18 protein-coding genes are annotated in these 18,118 nt (G+C 62.5%); 8 read left to right on the plus strand and 10 right to left on the minus strand.

Annotated elements, in window-relative coordinates:
* The first annotated feature begins 87 nt into the window (after positions 1-87).
* The 5 genes from ACH2CW_RS05370 (at position 88) to ACH2CW_RS05390 (ending at position 4,805) form a co-directional block, all read left to right on the plus strand.
* A complete protein-coding gene (locus ACH2CW_RS05370; RefSeq protein WP_395055844.1) occupies positions 88-861 on the plus strand; it encodes an ABC transporter ATP-binding protein in 774 nt (257 codons plus the stop codon).
* Positions 861-1,565 carry an ABC transporter ATP-binding protein gene (locus ACH2CW_RS05375; protein ID WP_395055846.1) on the plus strand — a complete coding sequence of 235 codons (705 nt, stop codon included), beginning with the start codon at positions 861-863 and terminating at the stop codon, positions 1,563-1,565. The genes ACH2CW_RS05370 and ACH2CW_RS05375 overlap by 1 nt, the downstream gene beginning before the upstream one ends.
* A gap of 61 nt (positions 1,566-1,626) precedes the next feature.
* Positions 1,627-2,820: an ABC transporter substrate-binding protein gene (locus ACH2CW_RS05380; RefSeq protein WP_395055847.1), complete on the plus strand. Its 1,194-nt coding sequence runs from the start codon at positions 1,627-1,629 to the stop codon at positions 2,818-2,820.
* A gap of 96 nt (positions 2,821-2,916) precedes the next feature.
* Positions 2,917-3,801: a branched-chain amino acid ABC transporter permease gene (locus ACH2CW_RS05385; protein WP_395055849.1), complete on the plus strand. Its 885-nt coding sequence runs from the start codon at positions 2,917-2,919 to the stop codon at positions 3,799-3,801.
* 41 nt (positions 3,802-3,842) lie between these two features.
* Positions 3,843-4,805 (plus strand): branched-chain amino acid ABC transporter permease, encoded by a 963-nt coding sequence (locus tag ACH2CW_RS05390; RefSeq protein ID WP_395056147.1) that lies wholly within the window; start codon positions 3,843-3,845, stop codon positions 4,803-4,805.
* A 138-nt stretch (positions 4,806-4,943) separates the two neighbouring features.
* On the opposite strand, the gene ACH2CW_RS05395 is transcribed toward ACH2CW_RS05390, so the two are convergent.
* The 3 genes from ACH2CW_RS05395 to dbpA all read right to left on the minus strand — a co-directional run bounded on the left by ACH2CW_RS05395 (position 4,944) and on the right by dbpA (position 8,308).
* Complete coding sequence (locus ACH2CW_RS05395) at positions 4,944-5,816, minus strand: transglutaminase family protein (protein WP_395055851.1); 873 nt, start codon at positions 5,814-5,816, stop codon at positions 4,944-4,946.
* Between the two features lie 318 nt (positions 5,817-6,134).
* Positions 6,135-6,872, minus strand: a complete 738-nt coding sequence (locus ACH2CW_RS05400; protein ID WP_395055853.1) for an SDR family NAD(P)-dependent oxidoreductase — start codon at positions 6,870-6,872, stop codon at positions 6,135-6,137.
* On the minus strand, positions 6,869-8,308 hold the full coding sequence (gene dbpA, locus ACH2CW_RS05405; protein ID WP_395055855.1) for an ATP-dependent RNA helicase DbpA: 1,440 nt from the start codon (positions 8,306-8,308) through the stop codon (positions 6,869-6,871). Before dbpA ends, ACH2CW_RS05400 begins: the two co-directional genes overlap by 4 nt.
* A 272-nt stretch (positions 8,309-8,580) precedes the next feature.
* Here dbpA and ACH2CW_RS05410 point away from each other — a divergent pair, with 272 nt between their 5' ends.
* Positions 8,581-9,417 carry a phosphatase PAP2 family protein gene (locus ACH2CW_RS05410; protein WP_395055857.1) on the plus strand — a complete coding sequence of 279 codons (837 nt, stop codon included), beginning with the start codon at positions 8,581-8,583 and terminating at the stop codon, positions 9,415-9,417.
* Here ACH2CW_RS05410 and ACH2CW_RS05415 read toward each other — a convergent pair.
* The 3 genes from ACH2CW_RS05415 to ACH2CW_RS05425 are packed head-to-tail and all read right to left on the minus strand — an operon-like array spanning position 9,390 to position 12,494.
* Positions 9,390-10,361, minus strand: coding sequence for a pyridoxamine 5'-phosphate oxidase family protein (locus ACH2CW_RS05415; RefSeq protein WP_395055859.1), 972 nt, complete (start codon positions 10,359-10,361; stop codon positions 9,390-9,392). The two genes, ACH2CW_RS05410 and ACH2CW_RS05415, sit on opposite strands and share 28 nt — an antisense overlap.
* 10 nt (positions 10,362-10,371) lie before the next feature.
* On the minus strand, positions 10,372-11,595 hold the full coding sequence (locus ACH2CW_RS05420) for an MFS transporter (RefSeq protein WP_395055861.1): 1,224 nt from the start codon (positions 11,593-11,595) through the stop codon (positions 10,372-10,374).
* Between the two features lie 32 nt (positions 11,596-11,627).
* Positions 11,628-12,494 (minus strand): alpha/beta fold hydrolase, encoded by an 867-nt coding sequence (locus ACH2CW_RS05425; protein WP_395055863.1) that lies wholly within the window; start codon positions 12,492-12,494, stop codon positions 11,628-11,630.
* Positions 12,495-12,639: 145 nt separating this feature from the next.
* Between ACH2CW_RS05425 and ACH2CW_RS05430 the strand changes: the two genes are divergently transcribed.
* Together ACH2CW_RS05430 and gorA are read left to right on the plus strand one after the other, a co-directional pair.
* Entirely contained in the window at positions 12,640-13,530 is an 891-nt protein-coding gene (locus ACH2CW_RS05430; protein WP_395055865.1) for a LysR family transcriptional regulator, read from the plus strand.
* Between the two features lie 164 nt (positions 13,531-13,694).
* Positions 13,695-15,083, plus strand: coding sequence for a glutathione-disulfide reductase (gene gorA, locus ACH2CW_RS05435; RefSeq protein ID WP_395055867.1), 1,389 nt, complete (start codon positions 13,695-13,697; stop codon positions 15,081-15,083).
* Here gorA and ACH2CW_RS05440 read toward each other — a convergent pair.
* From ACH2CW_RS05440 to phnK, 4 genes are all read right to left on the minus strand, one after another.
* On the minus strand, positions 15,080-15,307 hold the full coding sequence (locus ACH2CW_RS05440; protein ID WP_395055869.1) for a hypothetical protein: 228 nt from the start codon (positions 15,305-15,307) through the stop codon (positions 15,080-15,082). The two genes, gorA and ACH2CW_RS05440, sit on opposite strands and share 4 nt — an antisense overlap.
* A gap of 145 nt (positions 15,308-15,452) precedes the next feature.
* Positions 15,453-16,592 (minus strand): alpha-D-ribose 1-methylphosphonate 5-triphosphate diphosphatase, encoded by a 1,140-nt coding sequence (locus ACH2CW_RS05445; RefSeq protein ID WP_395055871.1) that lies wholly within the window; start codon positions 16,590-16,592, stop codon positions 15,453-15,455.
* 13 nt (positions 16,593-16,605) lie between these two features.
* Positions 16,606-17,304 (minus strand): phosphonate C-P lyase system protein PhnL, encoded by a 699-nt coding sequence (phnL, locus tag ACH2CW_RS05450; protein WP_395055873.1) that lies wholly within the window; start codon positions 17,302-17,304, stop codon positions 16,606-16,608.
* A 32-nt stretch (positions 17,305-17,336) separates the two neighbouring features.
* Positions 17,337-18,116 carry a phosphonate C-P lyase system protein PhnK gene (gene phnK / locus ACH2CW_RS05455; protein ID WP_395056149.1) on the minus strand — a complete coding sequence of 260 codons (780 nt, stop codon included), beginning with the start codon at positions 18,114-18,116 and terminating at the stop codon, positions 17,337-17,339.
* Positions 18,117-18,118: the final 2 nt, after the last annotated feature.

Genomic DNA, 18,118 nt, shown 5'->3' on the forward strand with positions numbered 1-18,118 from the left:
CGCCGGCCATCGCAACTCGTTAGCATCCCCCTTTCTTGTGGCGGACCTGCGCGTTCGCTGATTCGATTTAAATAGCCGGAGAGCAATTTGCCAGCGGAGTTCATTCTTGAGACGCGGGGTTTGACCAAGGAATTCAAGGGATTCGTGGCCGTCAACCAGGTGGACCTGAAAGTCCAGCGCGGGCACATTCACGCCCTGATCGGACCCAACGGCGCCGGCAAGACGACTTTCTTCAACTTGCTGACCAAATTTCTGCACCCGACATCGGGCACCATTCTTTTCAACGGCAGCGACATCACGACCGAGCAGCCGGCCCAGACGGCGCGGCGCGGCATCGTGCGTTCGTTCCAGATTTCGGCCGTTTTTCCGCACATGACGGTGCTGGAGAACGTGCGTGCCGCGCTGCAGCGCAACCTCGGCACCTCGTTTCACTTCTGGAAAGCCGAAAGCACGCTGTTTCATCTGCATGCACGGGCGCGCCAGTTGCTGGCCGAGGTCGATTTGCAGGACTTCGCCGACGAGCTGACCGTCAACCTGCCTTACGGCCGCAAACGCGCGCTGGAGCTCGCCACCACACTGGCACTGGAGCCCGAGCTGATGCTGCTGGACGAACCGACCCAGGGCATGGGCCACGAAGACGTGGACCGCGTGACGCAACTGATCAAACAGGTATCGACCGGTCGCACCATCCTGATGGTGGAGCACAACATGAACGTGGTGGCCTCGATTGCCGACCGCATCACGGTGCTGCAGCGCGGCGCCATCATTGCCGACGGCCCCTATGCCGATGTCTCGAAAAATCCGCTGGTGATCGAGGCCTACATGGGCACAGCCAACACCGAGTTGCAAGGGGCTCATTGATGTCGAAGGAACTCCTGAAAATCGAGGACCTGCACGCCTGGTATGGTGAATCGCATGTGCTGCACGGCGTCAACCTGACCGTGCACGAAGGCGAAGTCGTCACCCTGCTGGGGCGCAACGGCGCCGGTCGCACCACCACCATGCGCGCCATCGTCGGCCTGACCGGCACCCGCAAAGGCTCAATTCGCATCCAGGGCGAAGAAACCATCAAACTGCCGCCGCACAAGGTCGCGCGTTTGGGCGTCGGCTATTGCCCTGAAGAACGCGGCATCTTCGCCAGCCTGACGGCCGAGGAGAACCTGATGCTGCCGCCGACCATTGGACCGGGGGGCATGAGCCTGGACGAGATCTACGACATGTTCCCCAACCTGAAGGAGCGCGCGTCCAGCCCCGGCACACGCCTGTCCGGCGGCGAGCAGCAGATGCTGGCGGTCGCGCGCATCCTGCGCACCGGCGCCCGCCTGCTGCTGCTTGATGAAATTTCTGAAGGCCTGGCGCCAGTCATCGTGCAAAAGCTCGGCGAGATGATTCTCACGCTCAAGGCCAAGGGTTACACCATCGTGCTGGTCGAGCAGAATTTCCGCTTTGCCGCACCGCTGGCCGACCGTTTTTATGTGATGGAGCACGGCACCATCGTCAAACAGTTTGCCCAGAATGAGTTGACCCAGAACATGGGCATGCTGCAGGAATACCTGGGTGTCTGACAAGCGTCCGCTCCACCCCTCACCCTATTTTCCGCTTTCGACCACAACCCAAGGAGACCCCATGAAACTCAAGACCCTCGTTGCCGCACTGGCCATAGGCTTCGGCGCCGCTGCTTACGCGCAGAACACCGGCCCCGTGAAGATAGGCTTCATCACCGACATGTCCAGCCTGTACGCCGATATCGACGGCCCTGCCGGCGGTGAAATGATCAAATGGGCGGCACAGGATTTCGGCGGCAAGGTGCTGGGCCGTCCGATCGAAGTGCTGACAGCCGACCACCAGAACAAAGCCGACGTCGCCAGCTCCAAGGCCCGCGAATGGATCGACAAGGACGGCCTGTCCATGCTGATGGGTGGCACCAGCTCGGGCACTGCACTGGCCATGTCCAAGGTCGCGTCCGAAAAGAAGCGCCCCTTCATCGTGATCGGTGCCGGTTCGGCCCGTCTGACCAACGAAGACTGCTCGCCTTACACCGTGCATTACGCCTACGACACCGTGGCGCTGGCCAAGGTTGCCGGCAATGCCCTGGTCAAGGCCGGCAACAAGAACTGGTTTTTCCTGACGGCTGACTATGCCTTCGGTTATTCGCTTGAAGGTGACGCCTCCACCGTGGTCAAGGCCAATGGCGGCACCGTCGCCGGCGCCGTGCGGCATCCGCTGAACGCTTCCGACTTCTCGTCCTTCCTGCTGCAGGCGCAGTCGTCCAAAGCCCAGATCCTGGGCCTGGCCAACGCCGGCGGCGACTTCACCAACGCGATGAAGGCCGCCAAGGAATTCGGCATCAACAAGACCATGAAGGTCGCCGGCCTGCTGGTGTTCATCAACGACGTGCACAGCCTGGGTCTGGCCAATACGCAGGGTCTGCAGCTCGCCGACAGCTGGTACTGGAACCAGGACGATGCCTCGCGCAAGTTTGCCAAGCGTTTCTTTGACAAGTACAAGCGCATGCCGTCCAGCCTGCAGGCAGCCGACTATTCGGCCGCAACGCAGTACCTGAACGCCGTCAAGACCGCCGGTACGACCGACGCCGACAAGGTGATGTCCACGCTCAAGGGCATGAAGATCGACGATTTTTACAACAAGGGCCAGATCCGCGCCGACGGCCGCATGATCCACGACATGTACCTGTTTGAAGTCAAGTCGAGCAAGGAATCGACCACACCGTGGGACTACTACAAGACAGTCGCCAAGATACCGGGCGACCAGGCCTTCACCACCCTGGCCGACTCCAAGTGCGCGCTGGTCAAAAAGTAAGCTAAGCCAAGGTGGCCGGTCGCGTTGCGGCCGGCCACTTCTGTTTTATTCGTTTTTAACGTCCTTATTCTCTCGCGCGTGAACTGACGGGTCTCCATGGAAATTTTCGGCATTCCCCACCAAGCCTTTCTCGGCCAGCTGATGCTGGGTCTGGTCAACGGCGCGTTCTACGCCATGCTCAGCCTGGGCCTGGCGGTTATCTTCGGCCTGTTGGACATCGTCAACTTCGCGCATGGCGCGCTCTACATGCTGGGCGCCTTTGCCGCCTGGATCATGCTCGACAAATGGGGGGTGAACTACTGGTTCGCCTTGATCCTTGCCCCGCTCGTCGTCGGCATTCTCGGCGTCGTGATCGAGCGCCTTTTTTTGAAACACCTGTACGGGCTGGACCCTTTGTACGGCCTGTTACTGACATTCGGTCTGTCACTGATTCTCGAAGGCATTTTCCGCGAACTGTACGGCGTCTCCGGCCAGTCCTACAACGTCCCCGAGCTGCTGTCGGGCGCCACCAACCTCGGCTTCATGATCCTGCCCAACTACCGCGCCTGGGTGGTGCTGGTTTCGCTGGTGGTCTGCCTGGGCACCTGGTACCTGATTGAACGCACCAGGCTGGGCGCCTACCTGCGCGCCGGCACTGAAAATGCCGCCTTGGTGCAGGCCTTCGGCATCAACGTGCCGCTGATGGTGATGCTGACCTACGGCGCCGGCGCCGCTTTGGCCGGACTGGCTGGCGTGCTGGCCGCGCCCATCATCCAGGTCAACCCGCTGATGGGTTCGAACCTGATCATCGTGGTGTTTGCCGTCGTGGTCATCGGCGGCATGGGCTCCATCATGGGTTCCATCCTGACCGGCCTCGGACTGGGCATTGTCGAAGGGCTGACACGGGTGTTCTACCCGGAAGCTTCCAGCATCGTGGTGTTCGTCGTCATGGTGATCGTACTGATGATCCGGCCAGCCGGGCTGTTCGGCAAAGAGGCATGACCATGACCACAACCATCCAACCCACCGCCTACGACAAACTGATGACCCGCGCCGCCAAGCTGACACGCATCACCTACATTGCGCTGTTGATCCTCGCGCTGATCGCGCCCATGCTGGGGCTGTACCCGGTGTTTGTCATGAAGCTGCTGTGCTTCGCGATTTTTGCCTGCGCTTTCAACCTGCTGCTGGGCTTCACCGGCCTGCTGTCTTTCGGCCATGCGGCATTTTTCGGTTCGGCCGCCTATGTCACCGGCTGGTTCATCAAGTCGCAGGCATGGACACCCGAACTGGCGATTGCAGCCGGTGTGCTGGCCTCTGGCCTGCTCGGTCTGATGGTCGGCGCCGTCGCCATCCGTCGTCAGGGGATCTACTTCGCCATGATCACACTGGCGATCGCGCAGATGATCTACTTTGTCTGCCTGCAGGCGTCCTTTACCGGGGGCGAAGACGGACTGCAGGGCGTACCGCGCGGCGCCTTGTTCGGCATGTTCTCTCTTGGATCCGACACCGCGATGTATTACCTGGTCGTTGCCGTCTTTGTGGCCTGCTTCCTGTTCATCTCGCGCGTCGTGCACTCGCCCTTCGGCCAGGTACTCAAGATGATCCGTGAAAACGAGCCGCGCGCCATCTCGCTGGGCTACAACGTCGACCGTTACAAGCTGCTGGCTTTCGTGCTGTCCGCCGCGCTGGCGGGTCTGGCCGGCTCGCTCAAAACCCTGGTGATGGGTTTTGCCACCCTGTCGGACGTGCACTGGTCCATGTCGGGCGAGGTCATCCTGATGACCCTGCTGGGCGGCGTCGGCACCTTCTTCGGACCGGTGTTCGGCGCGGGCATCGTGATCTCGCTGCAGAACCTGCTGGCCGACAAGGTCGGCTCCTGGGTCACCGTGATCATCGGCGTCATTTTCGTGATCTGCGTGCTGGCCTTCCGCAAAGGGGTGGTCGGCGAACTGCAGGCCTGGATGGAGCGGCGTCGGCGCGCTGCGATCACGCCAAGCGCCTGACAACCCGCGCGCCCTTCTCTTGCCCAGCCGGCGCAAAACTGGCTTCGGCCTGTCATGAGCTCGTCGAAGGACCGCGCCGCAGGCGCATCCTTCGAAACGCTCAGAACGAACGGAAAACTCGGTGAGCCAACGTGGGGCCTAATCGTCCACGCCTGCTGTCGACAGCGCTTCGTTGGTATGTTCGGGCAGTACCAGGTTACCGCCATCGTCGGGCAGGGCCTCGATGCTGATCACCGGCGCTGAAGAACTGACACCCCCGAACATCGTGGCAAACGCAGCCGACGCTGCGTCGCGGCCGGTGGCAAACCGGACGAACCCCATGGGAATCGCCGTGCCCGAGGGATCAAACAGGTACCAGCGATGCCCCACATACACCTCCACGTAAGCGTGGAAGTCGGTCGGGCCCAGCGCCGGGTCGGCGCCGTAGTCGATGCCGCTGACAAAACGCGCCGGGATGTTGACCGCGCGGCACAGCGCAATCATCAGGTGCGCAAAGTCGCGGCAGACGCCAGCTTCGTCGATCAGCGTGTCCACCGCCGTGGTGTAGCCGGTCGAACTGTTGGAGGTGAAGGTCACGCGCTGGTTGACCCAGTCGCGAATCGCCAGCACCCGGCTGTAACCCTGGCGCAGGTGGCCGAATTCCTTGACCGCGAGCCGGTGCAGCCGGTCGGACTGGCAATAACGGCTGGGGTAGAGGTAAGGCAAGACCTGGCCGGGCAGCTGCAACACGCCAATCTCGGACAGGTTGTCTGGCGACTCGCGGAAGTGGTGCACATCCACTGTCGCTGCGTAGTTCACCGTCAGCGCTCCCGGCGCTGCATGAAAGCGCAGGTAGCGGTTGTGGCTGACAGCGTCGGTATGGATGTCGGGCTGCAACACCTGGCTGATGCCCAGGGTCTCATACACCACGACCTGCTGGCGCGTCTGCGCCGCGTGGATGTTGAACACAAAGTCGCACCCGGCGTCGGCCACCTGGTATGCGAGTTCAATCGAAAATTTAAGCCTGACCATGGGGAGCTTCCTGAAAAGGTGCGGCAGCCAGCAGGCGCTGGGTGCAAAAATTGAGAGGGAAAAAGGGTGAGGTGCGAAAACGGCAGCAGCCGCCGCGGCCGGGCATCACCGCCCGAGATTGATTGTGAAGACAAACAATGACCCTGCCGCCAACTCGCGGCAGCGCCCCATAAAGGGCTGCCACCGCGCCTGACACGCGCGCAGCACCTCCGCCTACAGACGGTTGGAGCCCGTCCCGAGGAGCTTCTATTTACTCTCTTTTTTATAGCTACCGACTCAATCCAGGAAAGGGCTGACGCCCCATCTGGATCAGAATTCTCAAAAAGGCAAGGTCTGCCCGCGGTAGTCCACAAGAGCCCCGGTTGACGCCGGCGCCAGACCGGCAAGCACCGCCAGCAAATCGCCGGCAGCTTCCTGCGGCGGTCGCACGGTGAGCCCGGTTTTGGCGAAGGGCTGGCTCAGCGGCGTGTCCACCGTGCCGGGATGCAGCGCCACACAAATGCTTTCCCGGTTGCTGCGCGTGAGCTCGATGGCCGCGGTCTTGACCAGCTGGTTCAGCGCCGCCTTCGATGCGCGGTAGCCATACCAGCCGCCCAGCGCGTTGTCGCCGATGCTGCCAACCCGTGCCGACACAAAGCCGGCCACGCAGCGCCCCTGCCGCGGCAGCAGCGGGAAGAAATGTTTGATCAGAAGCGCCGGTCCGACCGTGTTGACCAAAAAAACATGTTGCAGGTAAGCGGCATCAAGGTGACGCCAACCGCGTTCAGGCTGACCCTGCTGCCCGTGCAGGAAACCGGTCGCAACCAGCAGCAGGCGCAAAGCGAGCCCGGACTCGGCGCAGAGGCCGGCGACGGCCTGGGCGCCAGCGGCGATGCTGCTCTCGTCTGCGTAGTCGAGGTGGATCTCGCTCGCGCGCCCCAGGCTCACAACCTGGTCGTAACGCCCCGCGTGCTGCAGTTGCGCCACCAAAGCCGCGCCCAGCCCGCCGCCGGCGCCCACCACCACGGCCAGCCCTGATCGGCCCGGCCCGTCGCTTGTGGCGGGGCTGCCGCTCACACCTCGTCCATGAAACGTACCTTCACGCTTTTGCCTTTGACGCCGCCATTGGCGAGCTTTTGCTGCGCCTGGTTGGCCAACGCGCGCTCCACTGCCACATAGGTCGAGAACTCGTTGACATTGATCTTGCCGACCTGCTCGCGCGTGAAGGGGGGAATGTTGCCGGCATCCCCGGTCAAGGCGCCCAGCACGTCGCCGGCGCGGATTTTTTCCTTGCGGCCACCAACAATCTGCAGGGTCACCATGGGCGGCAGCAGCGGCTCGTTGCTGGCAGAAGTCAGTTCGCCGAGCTTGTGCCACTCGGACTCGGCCTTCTGCAACACCTCGATTTTTCCGACGTAACCCATCTCGTCCATGCTGGCCAGGCTGATGGCCCAGCCCTCTTCATCAGCCCGGCCGGTGCGACCGATGCGGTGAATGTGCACCTCGGCGTCCGGCGTCACGTCGACATTGATCACCATCGCGAGTTGTGCGATGTCCAGCCCGCGTGCCGCCACGTCGGTGGCCACCAGCACCGAGCAACTGCGGTTGGCAAACTGCACCAGCACCTGGTCGCGCTCACGCTGCTCAAGTTCGCCGAACAGGGCCAGCGCGCTGAAACCCTGTTCCTTCAAATAAGCCACGAGCGCACGGCACTGCGACTTGGTGTTGCAAAAGGCCAGCGTGCTGGCCGGGCGGAAGTGGCGCAACACCTGGGCGACGGCACCGAGGCGGGCTTCATCATGGTCGCTGTCGGGCACCTGGTACCAGCGCTGCTGGATTTTGGTTTTTTCATGCTGGGCCTGTACCGTGATGGTCTGCGGCGTTTTCATGAATTGCTGGCTCAGTTTGGCTATACCTTCCGGGTAGGTCGCCGAGAACAGCAGGGTCTGGCGCTCTTTCGGGCATTGTTTGGCGACGGTGACGATGTCCTCGAAAAAACCCATGTCCAGCATGCGGTCGGCCTCGTCAAGCACCAGCGTGTTCATGGCTTCCAGCGTCAGGTGGCCGCGCGCCAGGTGGTCCATGATGCGGCCCGGCGTGCCGACCACGATGTGCGCGCCGTTTTCCAGGCTGGCGGTCTGGTTGCGCAGTGGCACACCGCCGCACAACACGACCACCTTGATGTTTTCCTCGGCGCGCGCGAGCCGGCGGATTTCAGTGGCGACCTGGTCGGCCAGTTCGCGCGTTGGGCACAGCACCATGGCCTGCACCGCAAAACGCCGCGCGTTGAGGTTGGCCAGCAGGGGAATCGCAAAGGCGGCGGTTTTGCCGCTGCCGGTTTTGGCCTGCGCGATGATGTCCTTGCCGGCCAGCGCCAGCGGCAGGCTGGCCGCCTGGATCGGCGTCATGGCGAGGTAGCCGAGGGTTTGCAGGTTGGCCTGCATCGCAGGGTTGAGCGGGAGCGAATTGAAGTCAGTGCTTGCTGCGCCGGAGGTCGAAGGGGAAGAAGTCATGGGTCGATTATCGGCGCTGGCGCTTTTTCGCCATCCCGAGGAAGGTCAGGAGACCTTGCACGGCGCCAGCAGCACGCCATCGCCCTGTATCGAAAATGCAGGTCAAATCGGCACCCAGCCCATAGCCAGCAAGCGCAAGAAGCTACTGTATTGATAGCATTCAGCTCTGGCACAGAGCTCTGCAGCCACCGCAAAAGTCGGGTCGGGCTCCCAAGCCTTAAGCTGGGAGCGCAAAACGGCGACACTTTTTGAAACCGCCTGAACCTGCTGCCATGCCTGCTGACGATTTTTCCACCGCGCTCGTTTCAACCCTGGGCGCCCATGCCCTGCTGCTGTTTGCCGCGCTGCTGGCGCTGCTGCTGCCGCTGACAGCCGCGCTGTGGTGGCTGGCGCAGCGTTATGCGCTGCCGCGCGAAACCAGCCCCCTGAGCCCCGGCGTCTATCTGTTGATCCGACTCGCAGCAGGCTTTGTGGTACTGGTCGGCGGTGCAACGCTGTTTGCCGGCATCGCGGAAGAACTGGGCGACGGTGAACGCGCCGGCCAGCTCGACCAGCTGTTTTCAGACGCCGTGCGCGAGCACACCGCAGCCTGGGCCGTGCAAGCCTTTGCATGGATCACCCGGCTCGGTGACACCGCCACCCTGAGCCTGGTGTGTGTCGTGGTGGCGGCCGCGCTGCTGCTGCGCAGCCAGCGCTGGCTGGCGCTGGCCTGGTTGCTGGCGGTCGGCGGCAACGCCCTGCTCAACACCACCCTCAAGGCGGTGTTTGCCCGGACCCGGCCGCTGCACGAGGGCGGCCTGATCCAGGCCGAGGGCTGGAGTTTTCCGAGCGGACACAGCTCCGGCTCGGTTGTCCTCTACGGCATGCTCGCCTATGTGCTGATACGCAGCCTGCCGCCGGCCTTGGCCTGGCGCGCCAGCCTGCCGCTGGTGCTGCTGGCCGCCGCCATCGCCTTCAGCGTGGGCTGCAGCCGGATCTTCCTGCAGGTGCATTTCGCCACCGATGTGCTGGCCGGTTTTGCCTCAGGCGCCGCCTGGCTGGCGATTTGTGTCGCCAGCATCGAATGGGCCAGCCACACCCGTCAGTCCCGGCCCGCTACCTCAAGATAAGGCGACAACTCCGCCGGACCCCAGCGCAGCGGCAACGACGCCTCGACGCGGCGCATCGACAGCACCTGCAAGCGCAGCAGGCGCTGTGCACCCTCGAACTGCTGCAGTTCATGACCGTCCCAGACCATGCTGGCTGTGACCGCCAGGTACAGCAGGTCGCCACTGTCAAAATCAATGAACAGCAGCCCGGCACGCGGATTTACCGCGATATTTCCCAGGGTGTTGAAGAAAAAGTTGCCGGCATAGTCCGGCACGGTCAGCGTGCCATCGGCTGCCACGCGCACAAAGCCGGGGCTGCCACCACGGTGCGACACATCCACCCCGCCGGCGCGGCCGGCCTGCGCGCTGTCACCGGCATAGCCAGTCGCGATGAAAAACGTATCGGCACACTTGATGATGCGGCGCGCCGCGTCGTCCAGTTGCGGTGACTCGTGCACAAGCGCAGTGGCGTCGGCGCGGTCGTTCACATACACCGGCTCACGCGCCTGGATGTATTTGGGGCAGTTGCCAAAACTCTGGCTGACTTCCACCGAAAACTCAAACGCAAAGACTTGACGCAGCACGCCATTCATTCGGATGCGCCGCCGTGTCTGCGGCTCCAAACCCAACAAGCCGATGGGCGCGCCATCGGTCAAGCTGTCATTTAAGGGATCGCCTTGCAGCGGCTGCGCCCGCACCACCAGGTGCTGCGGGTCCGGCGACGCGATAAATCCTGGTGGATTCGCCAGGACGGAAGCCCAGGGCTGGCCCCGCGCATCAACCGTTCCGGCGATTAAGAAGGGTAATTGGCTGAAAAATTCACGATGCTGCTCGGACATCAAGTCCCGAATCGCATTGCGTCCCACTGCCGCCAATTGCTCTTGCACGCCAAACCGCTCTTGCACAGCGCGTTCGCCTTCATGAAACACTTGTGCGTCTGCTGATTCGTCTCGCGATAAGGGCATGGGCGCCATCTCAGTACCCCGCCGCTGCCGGCGTCAGATGGCGGGTCAGCGCCCAGAACAAGAGAGCCAGTGTACTGATCGCTGCGCCCACCAGGCAGACGCCGTTCCAGCCGGCTAGTGCATAAACAAGCGTCGACATGATCGATCCAGCGGCAGAGCCGATGGAATAAAACATCATGTAGCCAGCGGCAAGACGACTCTGTGCCTCGGGACGCAAGCGGTAGATCAGGCTTTGGTTGGTAACGTGGACCGACTGGAGCCCGAAATCGATGGCGACGACACCCACGATCAGGCCCCACAGCGAATACGGAAGCAAAGCAATTGGCAGCCAGGACAGCAGCATGATCGCCAGGCCGACACCCGTGGTTCGCTGTGCGTAACCGCGGTCTGCCTGGCTTCCGGCGCGCGAAGCGCCAAATGCGCCGGCTGCGCCGGCAAGTCCGAACAGGCCGATCTCGGTGTGCGACAGCGAGAAAGGCGCTGCTGCCAGCGGCAACACCATTGGGGTCAGCAACACAGTGATCGCGGCAAAAACCAGCAGCGCGAGGATGGCCCGGATGCGCAGCACCGGTTCCTCGATGAACAAAGTGAAGACGGACCCAATCAACCGTGGATAGGAGACCCGCGTGTTGGGGATTATTTGTCGAGGGAGCGCCCTGTACAGCAGGCCTGAGACGAGCAAGGTTGCAACAGCAGAGACGAGATAGACCGAACGCCAGCCGAAGAGATCCGACAAGGTGCCGGCCACGGTGCGGGCCAAAAGAATGCCGGCGACTATGCCGCTGGTCACGCTGCCGACCACGCGGCCCCTTTCCGCTGGCTGCGCCAATAGGGCCGCGTAGGCCACCAGGACCTGAGTCACGACGGCGAACACCCCGACGGCCGCCATGCCGGCCAGCAGCACAGCGCCTGTTGGAGCTGACGCAACAACAAGCAGCGCGATCACCGACAGCAGCGACTGGCCGACGACGAGACGACGGCGATTCAGACGATCACCCAGCGGCACCACCAGCAGCAGCCCCAGGCCATAACCGATCTGCGTGATGGTGACGATGATGCCAACCATCGCATGGCTGATCCCAAACTCGTCCGCCATCGTGTCCAGCAGCGGCTGCGCGTAGTAGACATTGGCAACGGCAAGCCCGCAGGCTATCGCAAACAACACCACCACGGCACGGGACAGCACCAGGCCCGCTGCTGTGGGGGCCGACACAGGCGCGCGCCTCAAGCTCATTGAAATCTCCTCAGCTGGCAAGTCGTAAACCGTCAGGTGGTCAACGTATTTTTGAAAAAACGCTTGATGTGGGCCGCGATGATCTCGCCCTGCTCTTCCAGTGCGAAATGGCCTGTATCCAATAAATTGAAATCGATGTTCTTCAAGTCCTGCTGGAAGGGATAGGCGCCGGCCGCCGGAAAAATAAGGTCGTTCTTGCCCCAGACAATCAGCGTCGGTGGCTGGCTCTGGCGGAAATACGCCTGCCACTGGGGGTAGCAAGCCGGGTTGGTGCGGTAGTCATAAAGCAAGGCCAGCATGGCGTCCTTGTTGCCAGGACGGTCCAGCAAGGCACGCTGCATCAGCCAACTGTCCGGACTGATACGCTCCAAATCCTTCACGCCATGCGTGTAGTTCCACTCGAGGGTGGCTGGCGACATGCTTGCCTCGCGGATCTTTTCGAAATTGCCTGGCGACGGGTCTTGCCACAAAGCCCGAACCGGCGCCCAGAAACTATCAGGCAATCCTTCTTCGTAGGCGTTGGCGTTCTGAACCACCAGGAACGAGACTTTCTCTGGGCGTCTACTTGCGACACGAAACCCAACAGGCCCACCGAAGTCCTGCATGTAAAGGCCGTATTTCTCAAGCCCGAGCTGGTCTGTGAATTTCTCGATGACATCAGCCAAGTGGTCGAAGGTGTAGGAAAACGCTTGCGACGATGGCGCATCGCTATAACCAAAACCGGGGTAGTCCGGCGCGATTACATGGAACTGATCGGCAAGCCGTTCCATCAGCTCCCGGTACATGAATGACGATGCCGGAAAACCGTGTAACAACACAAGCGTCGGGTGACGCTTGTCGCCAGCCTCGCGATAGAAAATTTTGAGGCCGTCAAGGTCGGTACTGCGATAAAGCGTCATGAAAATCTCTCAAGGTGGTGGTTGCCAGAAAAATCGGGCCGGCTACCCGATGAGCAGCCGGTTTGCAAAGTATGTTTCAGCTGATTTATGAAATAAATGCCATAACCTGAATTTAACTATTCCGTTTTTCGGATTAATATGCCGCATGGACAAGCTCAAAGCCATGCACACATTTGTGCAAATAGCCGACCATGGCAGCCTCACCGCTGCCGCAGGCGTGCTGGGTTCGTCGCTGCCCGCAGTTGTTCGCGCGCTGGCCGGGCTGGAGTTGCAATTGGGCGTGCGTCTCTTCAATCGCACGACGCGGCGCATCTCACTGACGGAGGAAGGCCGTCATTATCTGGATCGCTGCCGCCATGTGCTGGCCGCCGTAGACGACGCGGAAAGTGTCCTGACGCGGGAAGCAGCGGAGCCGAGAGGCCTGCTCAGCATCACCGCACCCGTGTTGTTCGGTCAAATGCATGTCGCGCCCGCAGTGACGCGTTTTGTGCAAAAGTACGACGGCATGCATTGCCGCATGCTGCTGCTGGACCGCGTGGTCAATCTGCTTGAAGAGGGCATTGATGTGGGCATTCGAATTGGCGAGCTCGACGACTCCACACTGGTCGCCCAGCCGGTGGGCCGCATCCGCCGCTTGGTGGTCGCCAGCCCCGCCTGGCTGCGGCTCCACGGTGTGCCCAAACACCCCAGAGACCTGCTCAAGGCGAACTGCGTGCGTGTGACCGACCAAGGCCCCACCTGGGGGCCATTCAACGACCAGGGCCGGCAACTGCGCCTGGCCATCAATGGCAATCTGGAGTTCAACCAAATCGCCCCGGCCGTGGCCGCCTGCGTTGCCGGCATCGGTCCGGGCAGTTTTTTCTCCTACCAGGTCGCGCCTTTTCTGAAAAGCAAAGCGCTGCGCACCGTGCTAGAGGACTTTGAGCCGCCGTCCCAGCCGATCAACCTGGTCTACCCGCATGCCAGGATGCTGCCCATGCGAGCGCGGATCTTCATCGACTGGACCAGACACGCGCTCAGGGAATTTCGGCCCTGATACACGGCCGCCCGGCGATTTTATGACTCAAATCGGCCTCCAGCCCATATGTACCCAGCGCAAGCAGCTATCATTTTGATATCAAAACCCCTGCACAGTGCAGGTTCAAGGCGCTGCGGGCATGCTCAGCTACTTCACGGCAAGAATTCCCCAAAAAGAAATCCATGCAAAATTTTGACTACGACTTGTTTGTTATCGGCGGCGGCAGCGGCGGTGTGCGGGCCGCGCGCATGGCGGCGCAACGTGGTGCGCGGGTGGCGCTGGCCGAGGTGGCGGCCATGGGCGGCACCTGCGTCAACGTCGGCTGCATCCCGAAAAAACTCTACAGTTATGCCGCGCACTACGCCGAAGCCTTTGAGGAGTCACACGGTTTTGGCTGGGCCGGCGAAGCCCCTGTGTTCAACTGGGAGGTGCTCAAGGCGAATCGCGCCAAAGAGATCACGCGCCTGAATGGTATTTACCAGGGTCTGCTGGCTGGCGCGGGCGTGACCATCATCACCGGCTGGGCCACGCTGGTGGACGGCCACACGGTGAAGGTCGATGAAAAAACATTCACTGCCAAAAACATCCTGATAGCCACCGGCGGCACACCGACCGTGCCGGCCGTGAACGGTCGCGAACATGTCCTGACCTCGGACCAGATGTTCGACCTGACGCCCTTCCCGAAGCGCCTGCTGGTGGTTGGTGGTGGCTACATTGCCTGCGAGTTTGCCTCCATCTTTAACGGCCTGGGCGCCGAGGTCATCCAGGTGCACCGCGGCGACAAGCTGCTCACCGGTTTTGACGACGACGTGCGCAGTTTTGTCGCCGCCGAGATGGCCAAAACCGGCGTGCGGTTGCAATTTGGCGCTGAAGTCGCCGCCATCGGCAAAGCCTCCGATGGCCTGACGGTCGAACTCAAGGGCGGCGCCTCAGCCTGTACGGTGGACGCTGTTTTGTATGCCACCGGCCGCGTGCCCAACACCAACGGTCTCGGACTGGAAGCCGCCGGTATCAAACTCAATGCCAAAGGTGCCATCGAGGTCAACCGCCACTACCAGACCTCCGTGCCTTCGGTCTATGCGCTCGGCGATGTGACAGCGCGCCTGCAACTGACGCCGGTGGCGCTGGGCGAAGCCATGGTGGTCGTCGACCATTTATTGGGCGCGGCTGCAGGCAAGAAGCCGCGCAGCATGAGTTATGAGTTTGTGCCAACGGCGGTGTTCACACACCCGAATATCGGCACGGTCGGTTTTTCAGAAGCCGATGCGCGCAAAGAGTTCGGCAAGGTCACCGTGTTCAGCGCCGACTTCAAGGCACTCAAACACACGCTAAGCGGCAGCAGTGAACGCACGCTGATGAAACTGCTGGTGGACGATGCGACCGACCGGGTGGTCGGTCTGCACATGGTGGGCCCGGATGCCGGAGAAATTGTTCAGGGTTTTGCGGTGGCGATGAAGGCCGGCGCCACCAAGGCCGTGTTCGACAGCACCATCGGCATCCACCCGACGGTGGCCGAAGAGTTTGTGACCATGCGCGAGCCGGTCAAGGCCTCGGCGGCCGCCAAAACTTAAAGGACTTCGTCGGACTCGGGCGGTAGCACAATATTGGCGCGCTCGATGGCCGCATCAAACGCCGCCAGGTCAGCATCGGCCTGAAACGCAGCACGGGTATCCAGCGGGTGAAACACCTGGTGCTGCAAGCGGCGCAGCGAATCCGACTTCTCCATCGCCTCCAGCACCTGCTGGGGCGCCATCATCAGCGCAAAGGGATTGGCGTGTGGGGTATCGATTCTCATGGCAGCTCCTGGGTGGGTGGCACAGCGGTGTGTGGATGGCTGTGACTGTAGGAGAGCCGGCAATTTTGGGCTAGTCAGCAGGCAGCCAGATCACCTGTAGGCGCCTGGCTGACACACACGTCGCTGTGTCCCACAGCCAGGGTCCCTAAAAGGCCCGTTCACCCTGGTGCCAGGCGCCACGCACGATGGGCATGCCAGCGCTTTTGCGCACGCGAATCAGGTCAGCGCGCAGGCCCGGCGCCAGCTCGCCGCGATCGGTCAGGCCGATGGCACGGGCCGGGTTGCGGGTGACGGTGTTGACGGCCTTGGGCAAACTCCAGCCAGCGCTCTCGCACAGCAAAAAAGCCGACTGCAGCAAACTGGCAGGCACGTAGTCCGACGAGAAGATGTCCAGCAGATCCAGACTGGCCAGCTCGGCGGCCGACACATTGCCCGAGTGCGAACCGCCTTTGACAAGGTTGGGGCCGCCCATCACGATCGCGATGCCCGCGTCACGTGCCGCCTGCGCAGCGGCCACCGTGGTCGGAAATTCGGAGATCGCGATGTTTTCCTCGCTGGCCTGTTCCACATGGCCGACTTCCGTGTCGTCGTGGCTGGCCAGCGGCAAGCCGCGCGCATGGCTGGCGGCAATCACGGCGGCGCGGTTGGGAATGGCATAACGCAACTGGTGCGCCGTGAGTTCCGCCACCAGCGCCTCGTACTGTGCATCATCGAAGCGGCCATACCGCTCGGAATATCGCCGGTATTTGGTCAGGTCGCGCCACTGGCGCTGGCCCGGCGTGTGGTCCATGACACTGACCAGTTCGAGCAAGGAGTCGTCGGCGTAGCGTTCAAACACCTCGACGATGTCGGGTGCCGAGATCTCGCAGCGCAGGTGCAGCAGGTGGTCGACACGCAGCAGGCCTTCGCCCCGGCACTCATGCAACGCCTGGATGGAGACATGCTGGGTCTGGCTACGGGCGCCGCCGCGGTCCATGTCACCGATCACGATGGAGTCGAGCACGGTGGTGATCCCGGCAGCCGCGCACAAAGCGTCATGCATCACGGTAGCCGAGTGGGCATTCCACAACACACCGGGACGCGGCACCAGGTGTTTTTCAAGATTGTCGGTGTGCAGCTCGACCAGGCCAGGCAGCAGCCAGTCGCCGGCCCAGTCCTCGGCCGCCGGAACCGAGGTATCGCCGCGGTCGATGGAGTGGATGTTTTGCCCCTCAATCACCAGACAACCGGTGAACTCCTCGTCGGCGGTAACGATTCTTGCGTTCTTGATGATGCGTTGTGTCATGTGGATGTCCGATTCAGTGGGAGGGGCGATGTTGTTCGACATCAAAGCAGCGGCTGGCCACCGCTTCGCGAACTTCGTCGTCGTGAAAAATGCCGATGATGGCGGCGCCACGAGCCCGAGCGGCCCGGATCAGCTCCACCACCACGGCGCGGTTGTCGGCATCCAGTGACGCGGTCGGTTCGTCGAGCAGCAAGACCGGCTGGCCGGCGATCAGGCCGTGGGCAATGTTGACGCGTTGCTGCTCACCCCCTGAAAAAGTTGCAGGTGGCAAATGCCACAGCCGCTCCTGCACGTTCAGCCGCGCCAGCCACCGCGCCGCCTCTGCGCGCGCCTCGTCGGCCGCCACACCGAGGCGGCGCAAGGGCTCGGCCACGATGTCCAGCGTCGAGACACGCGGAATCACGCGCAAGAACTGCGACACATAACCGAGGGTGCGGCGCCGCACCTCCAGAACCTCGCGCGGTTCTGCATGTGAGAGGCGGACCCAGGCCTCATCGTGGCGCACACGCACCTCACCGGCACTGGCGCCATAGTTGCCATAGAGGCAGCGCAGCAGCGAGCTTTTGCCGCTGCCGGAATGGCCAGTCAACGCCAGGCATTCGCCGGCCATGACGCTAAGGTCTATGCCAGAGAACACCGGCAGCGCCAGCCCGCCGCGGCCGTGCAGGGTGAAGGTTTTTGACAGTTGAGTGGTTTCAAGCAGGGCAGTCATGGGGGCGATCAGGGGGTTGTTGTCAACAAAGCTCAGGGCGTGAGTACCGAGGACACCAGCAATTGCGTGTAGGCATGTTGCGGGTCGTCGAGCACGCGGTCGGTCAATCCCTGCTCGACCACCTGCCCGTCTTTCATGACCAGCATGCGGTGCGCCAGCAAACGGGCGACGGCCAGGTCGTGGGTCACGATCACCGCAGCCAGTTGCAACTGGTCCACCAGCTCGCGCAGCAGGTCCAGCAGGCGCGCCTGCACCGACACATCGAGGCCGGTGGTCGGTTCGTCCATGAAGACCAGCCGTGGGTGCGTGACCAGGTTGCGCGCGATCTGCAGACGCTGCTGCATGCCGCCCGAGTAGGTGCCCGGCAGGTCGTCGATGCGGTCCACGTCAAGCTCGACACGCTGCATCCAGTCCAGCGCCTGTCCGCGCAGCTTGCCGTAGTGGCGGCTGCCCAGGGCCATCATGCGTTCACCGATGTTGGCGCCACCCGAGACGTTCATGCGCAGGCCGTCGCGTGCGTGCTGCTCGACAAACCCCCAGTCGGTGCGGGCCAACCAGCGCAGGCGGGCTTCAGACAAATCAGCGAGATTGACCAGACCAGCTTCACCGCGGGCTGGCGCGGCGCCAGCGGCACCGGCCTCATCGCGCAGGTCATAGTGCACCGAGCCCGCATCGCAGGCCAGACGCGCGGCCAGCAAACGCAGCAAGGTGGATTTGCCGGACCCGGATTCACCGACCACTGCCAGCACCTCGCCGGGGTAAAGATCAAAACTCACATCTCGGCAGGCCCACCGCATGCGGTTAGCCTGCATGA

The organism is Polaromonas sp. (assembly GCF_043778355.1).
Lineage (GTDB): Bacteria > Pseudomonadota > Gammaproteobacteria > Burkholderiales > Burkholderiaceae_C > Polaromonas.

Coding starts and splice junctions, on each gene's coding strand:
- ACH2CW_RS05375 (WP_395055846.1), top strand. CDS start 861: ATGTCGAAGGAACTCCTGAAAATCGAGGACCTGCACGCCTGGTATGGT.
- ACH2CW_RS05440 (WP_395055869.1), bottom strand. CDS start 15,307: ATGAGAATCGATACCCCACACGCCAATCCCTTTGCGCTGATGATGGCG.
- ACH2CW_RS05430 (WP_395055865.1), top strand. CDS start 12,640: ATGGACAAGCTCAAAGCCATGCACACATTTGTGCAAATAGCCGACCAT.
- phnL (WP_395055873.1), bottom strand. CDS start 17,304: ATGACTGCCCTGCTTGAAACCACTCAACTGTCAAAAACCTTCACCCTG.
- ACH2CW_RS05380 (WP_395055847.1), top strand. CDS start 1,627: ATGAAACTCAAGACCCTCGTTGCCGCACTGGCCATAGGCTTCGGCGCC.
- gorA (WP_395055867.1), top strand. CDS start 13,695: ATGCAAAATTTTGACTACGACTTGTTTGTTATCGGCGGCGGCAGCGGC.
- dbpA (WP_395055855.1), bottom strand. CDS start 8,308: ATGACTTCTTCCCCTTCGACCTCCGGCGCAGCAAGCACTGACTTCAAT.
- phnK (WP_395056149.1), bottom strand. CDS start 18,116: ATGCAGGCTAACCGCATGCGGTGGGCCTGCCGAGATGTGAGTTTTGAT.
- ACH2CW_RS05445 (WP_395055871.1), bottom strand. CDS start 16,592: ATGACACAACGCATCATCAAGAACGCAAGAATCGTTACCGCCGACGAG.
- ACH2CW_RS05420 (WP_395055861.1), bottom strand. CDS start 11,595: ATGAGCTTGAGGCGCGCGCCTGTGTCGGCCCCCACAGCAGCGGGCCTG.
- ACH2CW_RS05425 (WP_395055863.1), bottom strand. CDS start 12,494: ATGACGCTTTATCGCAGTACCGACCTTGACGGCCTCAAAATTTTCTAT.
- ACH2CW_RS05410 (WP_395055857.1), top strand. CDS start 8,581: ATGCCTGCTGACGATTTTTCCACCGCGCTCGTTTCAACCCTGGGCGCC.
- ACH2CW_RS05395 (WP_395055851.1), bottom strand. CDS start 5,816: ATGGTCAGGCTTAAATTTTCGATTGAACTCGCATACCAGGTGGCCGAC.
- ACH2CW_RS05390 (WP_395056147.1), top strand. CDS start 3,843: ATGACCCGCGCCGCCAAGCTGACACGCATCACCTACATTGCGCTGTTG.
- ACH2CW_RS05415 (WP_395055859.1), bottom strand. CDS start 10,361: ATGCCCTTATCGCGAGACGAATCAGCAGACGCACAAGTGTTTCATGAA.
- ACH2CW_RS05385 (WP_395055849.1), top strand. CDS start 2,917: ATGGAAATTTTCGGCATTCCCCACCAAGCCTTTCTCGGCCAGCTGATG.